The sequence below is a fragment of the Streptomyces africanus genome, assembly GCF_030816955.1.
Taxonomy (GTDB): domain Bacteria; phylum Actinomycetota; class Actinomycetes; order Streptomycetales; family Streptomycetaceae; genus Streptomyces; species Streptomyces africanus.
Map to the genome: position 1 here is coordinate 874,778 of NZ_JAUSYP010000001.1, position 15,889 is coordinate 890,666.

At 70.9% G+C, this 15,889-nt stretch carries 17 protein-coding genes; 6 read left to right on the forward strand and 11 right to left on the reverse strand.

Annotated features, from left to right (window positions below):
* The first annotated feature begins 69 nt into the window (after positions 1–69).
* The gene (locus tag QF034_RS04260) at positions 70–885 is read left to right on the forward strand and encodes a hypothetical protein (protein WP_307173640.1); all 816 of its coding nucleotides are present in this window, start codon (positions 70–72) and stop codon (positions 883–885) included.
* Here the strand turns inward: QF034_RS04260 and QF034_RS04265 are convergent.
* The gene (locus QF034_RS04265; RefSeq protein ID WP_307173641.1) at positions 831–2,003 is read right to left on the reverse strand and encodes a hypothetical protein; all 1,173 of its coding nucleotides are present in this window, start codon (positions 2,001–2,003) and stop codon (positions 831–833) included. The genes QF034_RS04260 and QF034_RS04265 overlap by 55 nt on opposite strands.
* 62 nt (positions 2,004–2,065) lie before the next feature.
* Positions 2,066–3,367, reverse strand: coding sequence for a DUF6986 family protein (locus tag QF034_RS04270; RefSeq protein ID WP_307173642.1), 1,302 nt, complete (start codon positions 3,365–3,367; stop codon positions 2,066–2,068).
* Between the two features lie 194 nt (positions 3,368–3,561).
* Here QF034_RS04270 and QF034_RS04275 point away from each other — a divergent pair, with 194 nt between their 5' ends.
* Complete coding sequence (locus tag QF034_RS04275) at positions 3,562–4,467, forward strand: endonuclease/exonuclease/phosphatase family protein (RefSeq protein ID WP_307173643.1); 906 nt, start codon at positions 3,562–3,564, stop codon at positions 4,465–4,467.
* A gap of 58 nt (positions 4,468–4,525) precedes the next feature.
* On the opposite strand, the gene QF034_RS04280 is transcribed toward QF034_RS04275, so the two are convergent.
* The 4 genes from QF034_RS04280 to QF034_RS04295 form a co-directional block, all read right to left on the reverse strand.
* Positions 4,526–5,488, reverse strand: a complete 963-nt coding sequence (locus QF034_RS04280) for an electron transfer flavoprotein subunit alpha/FixB family protein (RefSeq protein ID WP_307173644.1) — start codon at positions 5,486–5,488, stop codon at positions 4,526–4,528.
* Positions 5,489–5,543: 55 nt separating this feature from the next.
* Entirely contained in the window at positions 5,544–6,332 is a 789-nt protein-coding gene (locus QF034_RS04285; RefSeq protein WP_307173645.1) for an electron transfer flavoprotein subunit beta/FixA family protein, read from the reverse strand.
* 220 nt (positions 6,333–6,552) lie between these two features.
* Positions 6,553–7,044 carry a flavin reductase family protein gene (locus QF034_RS04290; RefSeq protein ID WP_307173646.1) on the reverse strand — a complete coding sequence of 164 codons (492 nt, stop codon included), beginning with the start codon at positions 7,042–7,044 and terminating at the stop codon, positions 6,553–6,555.
* A gap of 95 nt (positions 7,045–7,139) precedes the next feature.
* Positions 7,140–7,553, reverse strand: coding sequence for a thioredoxin family protein (locus tag QF034_RS04295; protein ID WP_307173647.1), 414 nt, complete (start codon positions 7,551–7,553; stop codon positions 7,140–7,142).
* Positions 7,554–7,631: 78 nt separating this feature from the next.
* Here QF034_RS04295 and QF034_RS04300 point away from each other — a divergent pair, with 78 nt between their 5' ends.
* Positions 7,632–8,048, forward strand: coding sequence for a DUF4395 domain-containing protein (locus QF034_RS04300; protein WP_307173648.1), 417 nt, complete (start codon positions 7,632–7,634; stop codon positions 8,046–8,048).
* A gap of 195 nt (positions 8,049–8,243) precedes the next feature.
* Complete coding sequence (locus QF034_RS04305) at positions 8,244–8,972, forward strand: lysophospholipid acyltransferase family protein (protein ID WP_307173649.1); 729 nt, start codon at positions 8,244–8,246, stop codon at positions 8,970–8,972.
* A 38-nt stretch (positions 8,973–9,010) separates the two neighbouring features.
* On the opposite strand, the gene QF034_RS04310 is transcribed toward QF034_RS04305, so the two are convergent.
* Positions 9,011–9,583 carry a transglutaminase domain-containing protein gene (locus tag QF034_RS04310; RefSeq protein WP_307173650.1) on the reverse strand — a complete coding sequence of 191 codons (573 nt, stop codon included), beginning with the start codon at positions 9,581–9,583 and terminating at the stop codon, positions 9,011–9,013.
* 174 nt (positions 9,584–9,757) lie between these two features.
* On the opposite strand from QF034_RS04310, the gene QF034_RS04315 reads away from it, so the two are divergent.
* Positions 9,758–11,125, forward strand: coding sequence for a COG1361 family protein (locus QF034_RS04315; protein WP_307173651.1), 1,368 nt, complete (start codon positions 9,758–9,760; stop codon positions 11,123–11,125).
* Between the two features lie 24 nt (positions 11,126–11,149).
* Here QF034_RS04315 and QF034_RS04320 read toward each other — a convergent pair whose 3' ends face one another.
* The 3 genes from QF034_RS04320 to QF034_RS04330 are packed head-to-tail and all read right to left on the reverse strand — an operon-like array spanning position 11,150 to position 14,405.
* The gene (locus tag QF034_RS04320; RefSeq protein ID WP_307173652.1) at positions 11,150–12,220 is read right to left on the reverse strand and encodes a threonine aldolase family protein; all 1,071 of its coding nucleotides are present in this window, start codon (positions 12,218–12,220) and stop codon (positions 11,150–11,152) included.
* Positions 12,217–12,966: an SDR family oxidoreductase gene (locus tag QF034_RS04325; RefSeq protein WP_307179797.1), complete on the reverse strand. Its 750-nt coding sequence runs from the start codon at positions 12,964–12,966 to the stop codon at positions 12,217–12,219. The genes QF034_RS04320 and QF034_RS04325 overlap by 4 nt, the downstream gene beginning before the upstream one ends.
* A 41-nt stretch (positions 12,967–13,007) precedes the next feature.
* On the reverse strand, positions 13,008–14,405 hold the full coding sequence (locus tag QF034_RS04330; RefSeq protein ID WP_307173653.1) for a DUF6421 family protein: 1,398 nt from the start codon (positions 14,403–14,405) through the stop codon (positions 13,008–13,010).
* Between the two features lie 249 nt (positions 14,406–14,654).
* Here QF034_RS04330 and QF034_RS04335 point away from each other — a divergent pair, with 249 nt between their 5' ends.
* Positions 14,655–15,338, forward strand: a complete 684-nt coding sequence (locus QF034_RS04335) for a glycerophosphodiester phosphodiesterase (protein ID WP_307173654.1) — start codon at positions 14,655–14,657, stop codon at positions 15,336–15,338.
* On the opposite strand, the gene QF034_RS04340 is transcribed toward QF034_RS04335, so the two are convergent.
* On the reverse strand, positions 15,335–15,886 hold the full coding sequence (locus tag QF034_RS04340; protein WP_307173655.1) for a GNAT family N-acetyltransferase: 552 nt from the start codon (positions 15,884–15,886) through the stop codon (positions 15,335–15,337). The genes QF034_RS04335 and QF034_RS04340 overlap by 4 nt on opposite strands.
* Between the last annotated feature and the right edge of the window lie 3 nt (positions 15,887–15,889).

Sequence of the window (15,889 nt, forward strand, 5' to 3'; positions counted from 1 at the left end):
CCCATGAACCATCCCACGGAACATACTGAACATACAGAGCAAACGGAACATACGGAACATACGGAGCCTATGGAGCACCTGGCCGATCGCACGCTGCGAGCACTCGGCCTGGCCGAGGCCCCGCGCGAGCACCCCCTGCTCTACCCGGGCGCGTGGCCCGCCGATTCCGGGCTCCTCGACGGGGACTGCTTCCTGCCGCTGGACCGGCTGGTCCACGAGGACCGCACCCCGGTTCTGGCCATCGGCTCCAACGCCTGCCCCGGGCAGCTGCGGCACAAGATGGTGGAGTTCGGGATCATGTCGCCGATCCCGATGGTGAAGGCCCGGGTGACGGGCGTCGACGCCGGTGTGTCGGCGCATGTGAGCCGCATGGGGTACGTGTCGGCCTCGCCGGTCAGCGCCCCGGACACCGTGCGGGAGCTGTTCGTCATCTGGCTCGACGCCGAGCAGCTCGCCGTGATCGACGCGAGTGAGGGCGTGCCGTTGCCGGCCGGCAACTACGACCGTGCCTGGCTGCCCTCGCCCGACGTGCGCATCGACCTCGCGGACGGCACCCGCCTGCCCGGCGCGTACGCGTACGTCAACCGGCACGGCGTCCTGCACGACGGCACCGGCGTGCCGCGCACCCACCCGGGCCAGCGGGTGCTGCTCACCGAGCTGCTCGTCGGCCTGCCGCGCTTCCGGGAGCTGTTCGGTGTGGTGCCCGAGGAGTTCTCCCTACGGGCCCGCTCCGACCGGCGGCTGTGCGAGCGGGGCACGCGGCTGTTCGTCGAGGAGAAGCTGGTGACGGCCTCCGGGCTGGAGCGGTACGCGGCGGCGTCGCTGCGCGCTCAGCAGACCGGGAGCCCGGGGACGGGCGCGTCGTTGTCGCCGCCCTTGATGTAGACGTCGCTGACCCAGACGTCCGTGTTGCCGCTGTCGTCGTCGGTCCTGGCCCACCAGACGTTGGTCCACCGGCCGTCGGTCTCTCGCCGGCCGAGGTTCTGCTGGCAGTAGAAGTAGTTGGTGCCGGCGTTGAGGACGCCGGCCTCGGCGCCGGAGGCGGTGTACGACGTGGCGGTCTTCCAGACCTGGCAGTTGTACTTGCCGCCGCCGATGGCGTGGCAGACCGGTGCGGGCGTGGCGGTTTCGCCGCCTGTCGTGCCGTCGTCGCCGGAACCGCCACTGGTGGCGCCGCCCGGCGTTCCACCGCTCGCGTCGCCGGTGGTGCCGCCGGCGGACTTGGCGGGGGCGGAGGTGGTCGCCCGGCCGGTGGGCTCCGGCTCCTTGTCCCGGGGTTTCTTCGACGGGGCCTTGCCCTTCTCGTCGCCCTGACCCTCGGGCCTGGGAGCGTTCGAGCCGTCGTCGGTACGACCGGACTCGGACGCGGAGGCCGCGGCATCCACTCGGGCAGCGTCGGTCCGGTTGCCCGGGTCCGTGCCGTCCGAGCCTCTGAGCAGGGCGACCGTGGTGCCGGCCGCTGCGAGGACGACGGTGACGGCCGCGGCGGCCAGCAGGGCGCGGGTCTTCTTACGGCGGGGGGCGGGGCCGGGGTTCATCGGGCCGGTCGGGGAGGTGCCGCCCGGGTCGGCCGGGCCGAAGCCCTGGGTGCCGGGGCCCGGATCTTGCGGTCCTGACGCCTGTGAGCCGGGGCCCGAGACCTGGGGGCCGGCGTTCGGGCCCTGCGGGCCAGGGCCCTCAGCCTGGAACCCGGCGGGCCCCGCTTGCGGCGGCCGGCCGGTGCCCGGCCCGTCATGGCCGCCCGCTCCCGGTGCCCCGGCAGCCCCGAAGGCCGCTGCCGGGTCGAACTGAGGCGTGCCCTGGCTTTCGTGCGGCCGCTGCGGCGGCCCGAATCCCGGCGGCACCGACGGGACACCGCGCTCCGTCTCCGGGCGCGGGGGCGGTGCGGACACCGGCCCTCGCAGCGATGACGTCGGCGTGTCCGTGCCGCCCGAGTCCGCGACGGCCTGGAGCATCTCGCGGGCCTGGTCCGCCTCCGGGCGGCCCTCGGGACGCTTGTCCATCAGCTGCTGGAGGACCGGGGCGAGGGGGCCGGCGCGGCGGGGCTCGGGCAGGGGCTCGGCCGTCAGGCGGAGGCCGTCAGATCCCCCCGCCGGGGCACCGCGAAGGCCTCCAGGTCGGCGCGGGTCAGGCCGGTCAGCCGGGCGACCTCGCCGATGTCGAGGGCGCCGCAGTCCAGGCCGCGCAGCAGGTAGCCGCTGAGGGCCTTGGCGGTGGCGGGTTCGTCCATGACGTCGCCGCCGGTGCGGTTGGCGTAGCGGGCGAGGCGGGCGGCGGCCTGTTCGAAGCCCTCCCGGTAGAAGGCGAAGACGGCCGCGTAGCGGGTGGGGATGTGGCCGGGGTGCATGTCCCAGCCCTGGTAGTAGGCGCGGGCCAGCGCGCGGCGGGTGAGGCCGTAGTGCAGGCGCCAGGCGGCGTGCACCTTCTCGGTCGGGCCGACGGGCAGGACGTTGGTGGAGCCGTCGCAGACGCGCACGCCCGTACCGGCCGCGGCGACCTGCATGACCGCCTTGGCGTGGTCGGCGGCCGGGTGGTCACTGGCCTGGTGGGCGGCGGAGACGCCGAGGCAGGCGCTGTAGTCGAAGGTGCCGTAGTGCAGGCCGGTGGCGCGGCCCTCGGCGGCCTGGATCATACGGGCGACGGTGGCGGTGCCGTCGGCGGCGAGGATGGACTGGCTGGTCTCGATCTGTATCTCGAAGCCGATCCGGCCGGGCTCCAGGCCGTGTGTCTTCTCGAAGGCGTCCAGCAGCCGCGCCATGGCCGTGACCTGCTCGGCGTAGGTCACCTTCGGCAGGGTGAGGACCAGCCCGCCGGGCAGGCCGCCGGCCTCCATCAGGCCGGTGAGGAAGATGTCGAGCGTGCGGATGCCCCGGGCCCGTACGGGCGCTTCCATGCACTTCATGCGGATGCCCATGTAGGGGGCCGCGGTGCGGTCCTCGTGGGCTTCGGCGATGAGCCGGGCGGCGCGGGCGGCGGCCTCGTCCTCCTCGGCGTCGGGGCGGTTGCCGTAGCCGTCCTCGAAGTCGACGCGCAGGTCCTCGATCGGCTCGCGCTCCAGCTTGGCGCGCACGCGCGCGTGGACGGGCTCGGCGAGTTCGTCCGAGAGACCGAGGACTGCCGCGAAGGACTCGGCGTCGGGGGCGTGTTGATCGAGAGCGGCCAGGGCACGGTCGCCCCAGGAGCGGACGGTGTCGGCGGCGAAGACGTCGCCGGGTACGTAGACGGTGTGGACGGGCTGGCGGGTGCCGGGGTCTCCGGGGTAGCGGCGCTCCAGTTCGGCGTCGACCGGCGCGAGGGAGGCGCTGATCTCCTCGCTGACGGCGCCCGCGAGGCTCGTCGCCACCTTCTCCTGCTGGCCCTGACCCATTCCGAGACCCTCCTGTTTTCCGCTCTACGGAATCAACAATCCGTAGAGCGAAGTTATCGGCCCACCTTCGGCCTGGTCAACACCGTCCTGAAGTGGGGTTCCCCATCCTTCACCCTCGGTCGCTGCAGACCCACCCTCTTCTTCCGTATTCAGAAGGCAAGCTTCATTCTGACGTGCAAGGGGAGGGAGACCACGTGCCGAACGAGGTCGGAGTGACGCGCCGCCACGGGCTCAAGGCGGCGGCGGCCGCCGCCATCGCAGGACCGCTGCTCACCACCGCGGGCCCCACACACCCCGCTTCCGCCGACGAGCACCCGGGCGCCCTGAACGTCATGACGTTCAACGTGCGCTTCGCGACCGTCGTCGACGAGACACCGCGCTGGGCCGTGCGCCGACCGGTGATGCGAGAACTGCTGCGCCGCGAGCGACCGCACGTCATCGGCACCCAGGAAGGGCTCTACCAGCAGCTTCGCATGATCGAGACAGATCTCGGCGGGCACTACGACTGGATCGGCACCGGACGTGGGGGCGGCAGCAAGGACGAGTTCATGGCGATCTTCTACGACACGCGCAGACTCGACCCGATCGAGTTCGATCACTTCTGGCTGTCCGACACCCCGAACACGATCGCCTCGAACACCTGGGGCGCGGACTGGCTGCGCATGGTGACCTGGGTCCGTTTCGCCGATCTCGCCGACGGGGGACGGGAGTTCTACGTCCTCAACACCCATCTGGACAGCGTCAGTCAGTACGCCCGGGAACGCTCGGCGGGCCTCATCGGCGAGACGATCGCCGGGTGGGACCGGTCGTTACCGGTCATCGTCACCGGCGACTTCAACGCGGACGCCCACGCCAACCGGGTGTACGACCTCATGCTGGACATCGGACTGGTGGACGCCTGGGACGCGGCGGCCTCGCGGAGTCCGGCCTACGGGACGCACCACGGCTACCGAGGGCCCAAGCCCGGCGGGCGGCGCATCGACTGGATCCTCACCACGCCCGGGGTGACCACGCACTGGGCCGGGATGAACACCTTCTCCGTGGACGGGACGTACCCGAGCGACCACCTGCCGGTGCAGGCCTCGATGACCCTGGGATGAGAAGAGGCCCCCGTGACCGTTCGTGCGGTCACGGGGGCCCTTCCACAGCCGGGGTCGATCAGCCCTTGCGGGTCTTGATCTCCTCGGTCAGCGCGGGGACGACGTCGAAGAGGTCGCCGACGACGCCGTAGTCGACGAGGTCGAAGATCGGGGCCTCGGCGTCCTTGTTGATCGCCACGATCGTCTTCGAGGTCTGCATACCGGCGCGGTGCTGGATCGCGCCGGAGATGCCGGAGGCGATGTACAGCTGCGGCGAGACGGACTTGCCCGTCTGGCCGACCTGGTTGGTGTGCGGGTACCAGCCGGCGTCGACGGCGGCACGCGAGGCACCGACGGCCGCGCCGAGGGAGTCGGCGAGGGCCTCGATGATCGCGAAGTTCTCCGCGCCGTTGACGCCACGGCCACCGGAGACCACGATCGCGGCCTCGGTCAGCTCCGGACGGCCCGTCGACTCACGCGGCGTACGGCCGGTGACCTTCGTGCCGGTGGCCTTCTCGGAGAAGGTCACGGACAGCGCCTCGACCGCACCGGCGGCCGGAGCGGCCTCGACGGCCGCGCTGTTGGGCTTGACCGTGATGACCGGCGTGCCCTTGGAGACACGGGACTTGGTGGTGAAGGACGCGGCGAACACCGACTGCGTGGCCACCGGGCCCTCCTCGCCGGCCTCCAGGTCGACGGCGTCGGTGATGATGCCGGAGCCCAGACGCAGCGCCAGACGGGCGGCGATCTCCTTGCCCTCGGCGGAGGACGGGACCAGCACGGCCGCCGGGGACACCGCGGCAACCGCGGCCTGGAGGGCGTCCACCTTCGGTACGACCAGGTAGTCGGCGTACTCGGACGCCTCGTGCGTGAGGACCTTGACCGCGCCGTGCTCGGCGAGCGTGGCGGCGGTGTCACCGGCGCCGTTGCCGAGCGCGACGGCGACCGGCTCGCCGATGCGGCGGGCCAGGGTCAGCAGCTCCAGGGTGGGCTTGCGGACGGCACCGTCCACGTGGTCGACGTAGACGAGAACTTCAGCCATGGGACTTCTTCTCTCCTGCTTGCGAAAGATGAGGGGCGGTCAGCGAATGCGGGGCTCAGATGAACTTCTGGCCCGCGAGGAACTCAGCGAGCTGCTTGCCGCCCTCGCCCTCGTCCTTGACGATCGTGCCCGCGGTACGGGCCGGACGCTCGGCCGCGTTGTCGACCGTGGTGTAGGCGCCCGCCAGGCCGACCTCCTCCGCCTCGATGTCGAGGTCGGACAGGTCCCAGGACTCCACCGGCTTCTTCTTGGCCGCCATGATGCCCTTGAAGGACGGGTACCGCGCCTCGCCCGACTGGTCGGTCACCGACACGACCGCCGGCAGGGACGCCTCCAGGCTCTCGGAGGCGGCGTCGCCGTCGCGGCGGCCCTTGACCGTGCCGTCCTCGACCGACACCTCGGAGAGCAGGGTCACCTGCGGCACGCCCAGACGCTCGGCGAGCAGCGCGGGCACGACGCCCATGGTGCCGTCGGTGGAGGCCATGCCGGAGATCACCAGGTCGTAGCCGGCCTTCTCGATCGCCTTGGCCAGGACCAGGGAGGTGCCGATGGCGTCGGTGCCGTGGATGTCGTCGTCCTCGACGTGGATCGCCTTGTCGGCGCCCATGGACAGCGCCTTGCGCAGGGCGTCCTTGGCGTCCTCGGGGCCCACCGTCAGGACGGTGATCTCCACGTCGTCGTCGGAGTTCTCGGAGATCTGCAGCGCCTGCTCGACCGCGTACTCGTCGAGCTCGGAGAGCAGACCGTCCACGTCGTCCCGGTCGACGGTCAGGTCATCGGCGAAGTGCCGGTCGCCAGTGGCGTCGGGCACGTACTTCACAGTGACAACGATCCTCAAGCTCACGCCGGCTCTCCTACTGCATCGTCATTTCCATGCTGCCTACTCGCAGGCAGCATAGGCGCCTCAAGCGGCCGATCCCGGTCGGGGCGACCCACGCTCCGAGCGAAATATTACTCACCAGTACATCCAGTTCGTTCCCGCTAAGCAAGCGCTTTGAACTGTGACCTTCGCAACGCAGCGTAACCGGAACTCGACGGTCCCGCAGCACAGGGGGACGCGCGGATCAGTCGCGCAGGCGGTTGAAACGTCCCTGGTGGTAGAGGAGCGGCCGGCCGGTGCCCGTGTGGTCGCCGTGCACGACCTCCGCGATCACGATCCGGTGGTCTCCGGCGGGCACGCGCGCGACGACCCGGCCCACCAGCCAGGCCGGCACACCGTCGAGCACGGGGACCCCCTCGGGTCCGTCCCGCCAGGCGGTGGGCGGCGCGAAGCGGTCGGCTCCGCTGCGGGAGAAGGTGGCCGCCAGCTCCTGCTGGTGCTCGCCGAGGATGTGGACGCCGACATGGCCGGCCGCCGCGATCGCGGGCCAGCTGGAGGAGCCGGTGCCGACCCCGAAGGACAGCAGGGGCGGCTCGGCCGAGACGGACGCCAGGGATGTGGCGGTGAAGCCCACCGGGCCGGTGTCGCCACGGGCGGTGATCACGGCGACTCCTGCCGCGTGCCGCCGGAAGACCGAGCGCAGGAGGTCGGGCGTGGCGAGAAGGTCCGCAGGCATGGGGTCAGGCTGACGATAAATGGTTGGCGCAGTCAAGTTCGTTCCCGGATGCGGGACCGGATGTGGGAGATGACTCACCGACCGGGTCGCGTCCCTCACACCGCCTCCCCCAGCGCGGCGATCACATCCGCCTTGCGCGGCTGGCCGGTGGCCCGCCGCACCACCCGGCCGTCGGCGTCGAGGACCAGCACGGTCGGGGTCTTGAGGATGTCCAGCCGTCGCACGAGGTCCAGATGGGCCTCGGCGTCGATCTCGACGTGGGTCACGCCCGGAACCATGCCGGCGACCTCGCCGAGGACCCGCCGGGTCGCCCGGCAGGGCGCGCAGAACGCGCTGGAGAACTGCACGAGCGTGGCCCGCTCGCCCAGTTCCGCGCCCAGCTCGGCCGCGTCCAGCAGCTTGCCGTCGTCCCGCCCGCGCACTCGCACTCTCCCGCTCCGCCGCCGTTGCAGCACTCCGAAGGCGCTCGCCGCCGCGAGCACCAGTACGCACACCACCAGTCCGGTCATCACCTCCTGCAAGCGTTCACGAGACCGCAAAGATTCCCGCCCACCCAACGGGCCCGTGCTGCGGAATGCTTGGTTCCCATGGACATCGATGCACGAGGGCCGCGTTTCGGCGCGGCCGTGACGACCGTCGTCCTGGCGGTCGTTCTGGTCACGGGGAGCGCGTGGCTGCTGGCCTGGCAGACGGTGGCGTTCCTGCTGGGCGCGGCCGGCGGCGTGACCCGGTCGCCCTACGGCCTGCTGTTCGCCAAGGCCGTACGGCCGCGGCTCGGGCCGCCGGTCGCGTTCGAGGCGCCCGAACCGCCGCGTTTCGCCCAGGCGGTGGGGCTGGTCTTCGCCGGACTCGGGCTCGTCGGCTACACCCTGGGACCCGGCTGGCTGGGTCTCGCGGCCACCGGCGCCGCGCTCGCGGCCGCCTTCCTGAACGCCGCGTTCGGGTACTGCCTGGGGTGCGAAATGTACCTGCTCATGCGGCGGGTGACGGTGCGCGCGGAGTAAGCGGAGTAATGGGAGCGTAAAAGCACGAGGTGGGATCCCGGCGGCTACGTGACGAGAATCTCCTCCCGGGCGGGCACGGGGACTGGCTACCCGGCCGTTCTTCGGGCACGATCTGCGACAAGCCGTAAACCTACGGCTGCGTAACTTCCACTGGGAATCCCTTCCCAGGCAGAGCAGGAAGGGTCCGACCCGCCCATGGCAGAGCTCGTCTACCGTCCCGTCGTCGGTTTCGCCCGCACGCTGTTCAAGGCGTGGGACCTCAAGATCGACTGTCAGGGTTCGGAGAACATCCCGCGCTCGGGCGGCGCCGTGCTGGTGAGCAATCACATCAGCTACCTGGACTTCGTCTTCAACGGCCTGGCGGCCTTGCCGCAGAAACGTCTCGTGCGCTTCATGGCGAAGGAGTCCGTCTTCCGCCACAAGATCTCGGGCCCGCTGATGCGCGGGATGAAGCACATCCCCGTGGACCGCAAGCAGGGCGAGGCGGCCTACGCGCACGCCCTGGACTCGCTGCGGTCGGGCGAGATCGTCGGGGTGTTCCCGGAGGCGACCATCTCGCAGTCGTTCACGCTGAAGAGCTTCAAGTCGGGCGCCGCGCGCATGGCTCAGGAGGCCGGTGTCCCGCTGATCCCGATGGCCGTGTGGGGCACGCAGCGGCTGTGGACCAAGGGCCACCCCCGCAACTTCAAGCGCAGCCACATCCCCATCACGCTCCGGGTCGGCGAGGCGATCGAGGCCTCCCGCGACAAGTACGCGGGCGCGATCACCCGTCAGCTGCGCGAGCGCGTCCAGGAGCTGCTGGAGGCCGCCCAGCGCGCCTACCCCGTACGCCCGAAGGGCCCGGACGACACCTGGTGGATGCCGGCCCACCTCGGCGGCACGGCTCCGACGCCGGAGCAGGTGCGGGAGGCCGAGGCGCACTGACACCGGGGGCGCGGCCGGGCCGTGCCCCCGGACCCGCCTCACAGAGCGGTGGGAAGTGTCCTCCACAAGTGGGACCGGTCGCCGGCGGCCTTGAGAGAGTCGAGTACGACCGGGTGAGGCGCGGCGTACAGGACCGGACAGTCCGTCTCGCCGAGCGCCGGATCGGGCGTGAAGGCGAGCCGCTCGCCGTCGAGCGAGAACCGCGCGTCCACCCCCGGCTTGTTGCCCCGGGGATCCTGCCGGTGCCACGCGCCGTTGAACCGCACGGCGACCAGACCGTGCACGACGTCGAACGTCTGGTAGCACAACGCGGTCGGGATGTCCTCGGCCCGGAGCAGCGCCGCGAGCGCGTGGGCCTTGGCGTAACAGATGCCGGTGCGCTGTTCCAGGACATCGGAGGCGCGCCAGGTGACGCGCGGATCGCCCGCGTCCTGCGAGTGCGGGATGGTGTCGCGCACGAATTCGAATGCCGTCCGCGCATACTCATACGAGTTCGCCACACCCCTGGCCAGTTCGGCCGCCGTCTCGCGAACGAGCGGATGGTGATGGTCTATCGCCTCGTCAGCGGCCAAGTAGGCGGAGAGGTCGGGGGTTTCCTGGATCAGCTGCATGCAGGCAGAGCATAGGGACGAGATCGCCACCCGGTCAATGCATTTTCAATCTTCCGTATAGTTATGCATCGATGCAAAAACGGCTGAGGACCGCCGCAACCACCCGCCTCGCCACAACCCTTCTCCCAGGCCACGGGTCTCGGCCTGAAGCAGATCCGTGACGAGGGGGAAGACGTGAAGGACCCACAGCGCCTGCTCGGCGCCGCGCTCGTGAGTTGTGCCCTGACGGCGGCCGGAGTCGGGGCCGGGCCCGCGTACGCCCAGGAGAACCAGCTGTGGATCAACGCGCCGTACGAGACCGTGCTGCCGGGCGCGGACGCGGACGGCGGCGCGCGCGAGCGCAGCCTGGCCGTGGAGGTCAGTCGGGACGTCGCCGACGACCGGGTGCCGGCCGGGCGACTGACCGTCGACGTCAGTGAGATCGCCTCGTTCGCCCGGGTGTCGTGGCCCGCGAACTGCGAGCCCGAGTCGGAGGTCAAGGCGGTCTGCGACGTCCCCGGGATGCCCGCCGGGACGGAGAGTGTGCCGGCCGCCACGTTCGGGCTGCGCGCGCTGCCGGGCGCGGACGCCGGCGCCTCGGGGTACGTGCGCTACTCGGCCGTCGCCGGAGAGGCCACGTCCCACCCGGCCGAGACGCGGGTCGGCGTGGGCAACGGGCCGGACCTCGGGCTCAGCCAGGCCGACTACCAGCACGGCCTCAGGCCGGGCTCGAAGACCGGCGTGCGGGCGACGCTGTCCAACAGCGGCAACCGCACGGCGGAGCGCACACTGCTGTGGCTCAACGCCTCGTACGGCCTGCGGTTCGAACAGCGGCACGCCAACTGCGAGTACCGGGAGCACGCCACCGGTACGTCCGCCCTGTGCGTGCTGGACGAGGCGGTGGCACCCGGGCAGGAGTACGCGCTGAACACCGGTCTCGGTGTGGGCCGCAACGCGCTGTACGAGCGGTTCGACCACTCCGTCCATCCGTACTCCGACGAGGCACTGGCACAGATGCGGGGCGAGTGGACGTGGACCCGGGGCACGGGCGCCGAGCTGGACCTGCGTCCCGTGGCCGCCGACCGGGCCGCGACGGCGGACCCCGACATCGACCCGCAGGACAACTACCGGGCCGTCGTACTGAACGCCCGGAACACCGCCGACCTGAAGCTCGCGGGCAGCAGGGTGGGCGGGGCCGCCGGTGACACCGTCACCGCCCGGGTCACCGTGCACAACCGCGGTCCGGCCTGGGTGGCGTCGCTGGGCGTCGGCGCCGCCGTGGCGACGGTGCGCTTCCAGGCGCCGGAGGGGACCACCGTCTTGGGGCTGCCGGAGGACTGCGGGCCCTCCGAGGACGGCACGTCCCCCGCGACCTACTACTGCAAGACGCCGATCCACCTGCACGACAAGGCCTCGCACACCTTCGAGCTCCCGTTGCGGATCGACCGGGTGGTGCGCGGCGCCCGCACCACCGTCGCCACCGTCAACGACGATCCCGAGCTGAGCATCAGGGAGTTCGACCCGAACCTGCGCAACAACAGCGCGCGGATCGTCGTCAACTGACGCGGCACCCGCGAGGAGATGGCCTCAGCGGGCCATCTCCTCCTTCAGCGCCGACACGAACGCGTCCACGTCCTCCTCGGTCGTGTCGAAGGCGCACATCCAGCGGACGTCGCCCGCGGCCTCGTCCCAGAAGTAGAAGCGGAACCGCTTCTGGAGGCGCTCGGTCACGTCGTGCGGCAGGCGGGCGAACACCGCGTTCGCCTGCACCGGGTAGAGGATCTCCACGCCGTGCACGGCGCGTACGCCCTCGGCGAGGCGCTGGGCCATCTCGTTGGAGTGGCGGGCGTTGCGCAGCCACAGGTCCCGGGCGAGCAGGGCCTCCAGCTGCACCGACACGAAGCGCATCTTGGAGGCGAGCTGCATGGACAGCTTGCGCAGGTGCTTCATGTGGCTGACGGCGTCCTGGTTCAGGACCACGACCGCCTCGCCGAACAGGGCGCCGTTCTTCGTGCCGCCCAGGGAGAGGAGGTCGACGCCGGCGGCGTTGGTGAGCGTCCGCATCGGGACGTCCAGGGTGGCGGCGGCGTTGGCCAGCCGGGAGCCGTCCAGGTGCACCTTCATGCCGTGCGCGTGGGCGTGCTCGCAGATGGCGCGTATCTCGTCCGGCGTGTAGACCGTGCCCAGCTCGGTGGCCTGGGCGATGGAGACGACCTGGGGCATCGCGCGGTGCTCGTCGTCCCAGCCGTAGGCCTGCCGGTCGATCAGCTCGGGGGTGAGCTTGCCGTCGGGCGTGGGCACGGTGAGCAGCTTCAGACCGCCGACCCGCTCGGGCGCCCCGCACTCGTCGACGTTGATGTGCGCGCTCTCGGCGCAGATCACCGCGCCCCAGCGGTCGGTGACCGCCTGGAGGGCGACGACGTTGGCGCCGGTGCCGTTGAAGACCGGGAACGCCTCGGCCGTGGCCCCGAAGTGGCTGCGGACGACGCTCTGCAGGTTCTCGGTGTACGCGTCCTCGCCGTAGGAGACCTGGTGCCCGCCGTTGGCCAGGGCCAGTGCGGCGAGCACCTCCGGGTGGGCGCCGGCGTAGTTGTCGCTGGCGAAACCGCGGACCTCGGGGTCGTGATGGCGACGGGCGTCGGTCTTCGGCGGGTTCACGGCTTCTCGGTGAGCCACAGACGGTTTCCGTTCACTTCGGCGGCGGGCTTCTCCCAGATACCGGTGATGGCCTCGGCCAGGTCCCTGACGTCGGTGAAGCCCGCGAACTTCGCGTTGGGGCGGTCGGCGCGCATGGCGTCGTGCACCAGTGCCTTCACCACCAGGATCGTAGCCGCCGAGGTCGGGCCCCCGGGGCCCCCGGCCTTGCGGAAGTAGTCGGCCATGGCCAGCGTCCACGCCTCCGCCGCCGCCTTGCCGGCGGCGTACGCGGCGTTGCCCGCGGTGGGCTTGCTGGCGCCCGCCGCGCTGATCAGCACGTACCGGCCGCGGTCGCTGCGCTGGAGCGCCTCGTGGAAGGCGAGGGACGTGTGCTGCACGGTCCGCACGAGCAGCATCTCCAGGAAGTCCCAGTCGTCGAGGCTGGTCCGGGTGAAGGTCTCACTGCCGCGCCAGCCGCCGACGAGATGGACCAGGCCATCGACGTGGCCGTAGTCCTTCTCGATGCGGGTGGCCCAGTCGTGGGTGGCCCGCAGGTCGAGCAGGTCCACCGTGTCACCGGTGACGGTGGCGCCGCCGGTCGCGTAGCTCGCCGCGTCCACCGCCTCCGCCAGCCGCTCCGGGTCGTTGTCCGAGCCGATGACGGTGGCCCCCGCCTCGGCCAGCCTGAGCAGTGCGGCCCGCCCCGCGGGTCCTCCCGCTCCGGCCACCGCGATCACCGCGCCGCTGAGCGCCCCGTTCCCCGCCATGGTCTTCGCCTCCTGAGCCGTGTTCTCGCTTCGCCGATCGCTCACGCGGCGATCCGCTCGGCGCCGTCCGCCGTGATGCCCTTGGTGGAGGCGATCACGTTCTTCAGCTTCTTGGACAGTGCCTCATAGAACATGCTCAGCGGAAACTCGTCCGGAAGCACGTCATCGACGAGTTTGCGGGGCGGCTGCGTCACGTCCAGCGCGTCGGGGCCCTTGGCCCACTTCGAGCCGGGGTGCGGCGCGAGGTAGGTGGAGACGAGCTCGTACCCGGCGAACCAGTGGACGAGCTTGGGGCGGTCGATGCCGTCGCGGTACAACTGCTCGATCTCGGCGCACAGCTGGTTGGTGACCTGTGGGGCGCGCTCCCAGTCGATGGACAGCTTGTTGTCGCTCCAGCGGACGACGTCGTGCTTGTGCAGGTAGGCGAAGAGGAGCTGGCCGCCGAGGCCGTCGTAGTTGCGCACGCGCTCGCCGGTGACCGGGAAGCGGAACATACGGTCGAAGAGGACCGCGACCTGCACGTCACGGGCCTGCGGGACGCCGTCCTTCGCCAGCTTCACGGCCTCCTTGAAGGCGGTGAGGTCGCAGCGCAGCTCCTCCAGGCCGTACATCCAGAACGGCTGGCGCTGCTTGATCATGAACGGGTCGAACGGCAGGTCGCCGTGGCTGTGGGTCCGGTCGTGGACCATGTCCCACAGGACGAACGCCTCCTCGCAGCGCTTCTGGTCGTGGACCATCGCGGCGACGTCCTCGGGCAGCTCCAGGCCGAGGATCTCGACGGCGGCGTCGGTGACACGGCGGAAGCGGGCGGCCTCGCGGTCGCAGAAGATGCCGCCCCAGCTGAACCGCTCGGGGGCCTCGCGCACGGCGATGGTCTCGGGGAAGAGCACGGCGGAGTTGGTGTCGTAGCCCGCCGTGAAGTCCTCGAACTTGATGCCGCAGAACAGGGGGTTGTCGTAGCGGGTGCGCTCCAGTTCGGCCAGCCAGTCCGGCCAGACCATGCGCAGCACGACCGCTTCGAGGTTGCGGTCCGGGTTGCCGTTCTGCGTGTACATCGGGAAGACGACCAGGTGCTGGAGGCCGTCCGCGCGGTTCGCGGCGGGCTGGAAGGCCAGCAGCGAGTCGAGGAAGTCGGGCACCTGGAAGCCGCCGTCGGCCCACCGGGTCAGGTCCTTGGCCAGGGCCTCGTGGTAGGCGCGGTCGTGCGGGAGCAGCGGGGACAGCTCCAGGACCGCGTCCGTGACCTGACGGACGGCGAGCTCGGCGTCGGCCGGGTCGGGCGCGCCCTCGGCGTCGAAGTCGATCGACCCGTCCTTGGACTGCCATGGCCGGATCCGCTCCACGGCATCCTTGAGCACGGGCCATGCCGGGTGGTCCACCACCCGCACCACAGGAGGAACCCGCTCCTCCGAGCCCACCTGCACAAGAATTTCCGTCATGTCACACCTTCCACGGGAGAATCTCGCGTACACCGACCGTATACACACGAGGTTCCTCCCAGCAAGGGCCACCTCGGGAAAATATCCTGCCTCACCCGGCCCTGCACCGCACTTTTTCCTGTCGGTCATCCTTCTGCCCGCACGCACGCCGACCATGCCCTCACCCTCTGCACAGGGCGGGTGCAGGCGATACGGTCAGGGGGGCCGTCAGGCCCCCAGTGCCGCCTGTCGACGGAAGAGAGTCCCGTCTTGAACTTCCTCACCATCGGTCACCGCGGAATCATGGGTGTGGAACCCGAGAACACCCTCCGGTCCTTCGTCGCCGCGCAGGAGGCCGGCCTCGACGCCATCGAACTCGATCTGCATCTGAGCAAGGACGGCGCGCTCGTCGTCATGCACGACACGGACGTGGACCGCACGACCGACGGCACCGGGCCGATCGCCGAGAAGACCCTCGCCGAGCTGCGGGCCCTGGACGCGGGCCGGGGCGAGCGGGTGCCGGTCTTCGAGGAGGTCCTGGAGGCCGTGCAGACGCCGCTCCAGGCGGAGATCAAGGACGCGCAGGCGGCTCGGGCGCTGGCCGAGGTGATGAACCGGCGCGGGCTGGCCGACCGGGTGGAGGTGTCCTCGTTCCACGACGACGCGATCGCCGAGATCAAGCCGCTGGTGCCGGGCGTGCGCACCGCGCTGATCGCCAGCCGCTACGGCACCGACATCGTGGAGCGGGCCGTCGAGGCGGGTGCCGAGACCGTCTGCCTGAACATCCGCCGGCTCACCCTGGAGATCGTGGAGCGGGCCCGCAAGGCCGACCTGAGGATCATCGGCTGGGTGGTGAACACGCAGGACCATCTGCGGCTCGTCCGCGCCTTCGGTCTGGACGGCGCGACCACCGACCACCCTGACATCAAGCGCACGGGCCGTTTCACCGCTTAGTACACGCCCTGGGCAAGCTCCTTGACCAGCAGCTCGAACTGCAGGTCGTCGCGCTGCGGGATGCCGAAGCGCTCGTCGCCGTACGGGAACGGGGTCATCCGTCCCGTACGGCGGTAGCCGCGCCGCTCGTACCAGGCGATGAGGTCCTCGCGTACGGAGATCACCGTCATGTGCATCTCCGTCGCGCCCCACGTCTCACGGGCCAGCCGCTCAGCCTCCGCGATGATCACCTTGCCGAGTCCCGCGCCCTGGAGCCGGGGACTGACCGCGAACATGCCGAAGTAGGCGTGGTCCCCCCGGTGCTCCAGCTGGCAGCAGGCGACGATCCGTCCGTCCCTCCCCACCGTCAGCAGCCGGCTGTCGGGCGACTTGATGACGGCAAGGATCCCCTCCGGGTCGGTCCGCTGCCCTTGGAGGATGTCCGCCTCGGTGGTCCACCCGACCCGGCTCGCGTCGCCCCGGTACGCCGACTCGATCAGCACGACCAGCTCGTCCACGTCGGCGTCCGTGGCATCGCGGAAGGTCAGTCCGGTGGCGGCGGTGTCCATGGG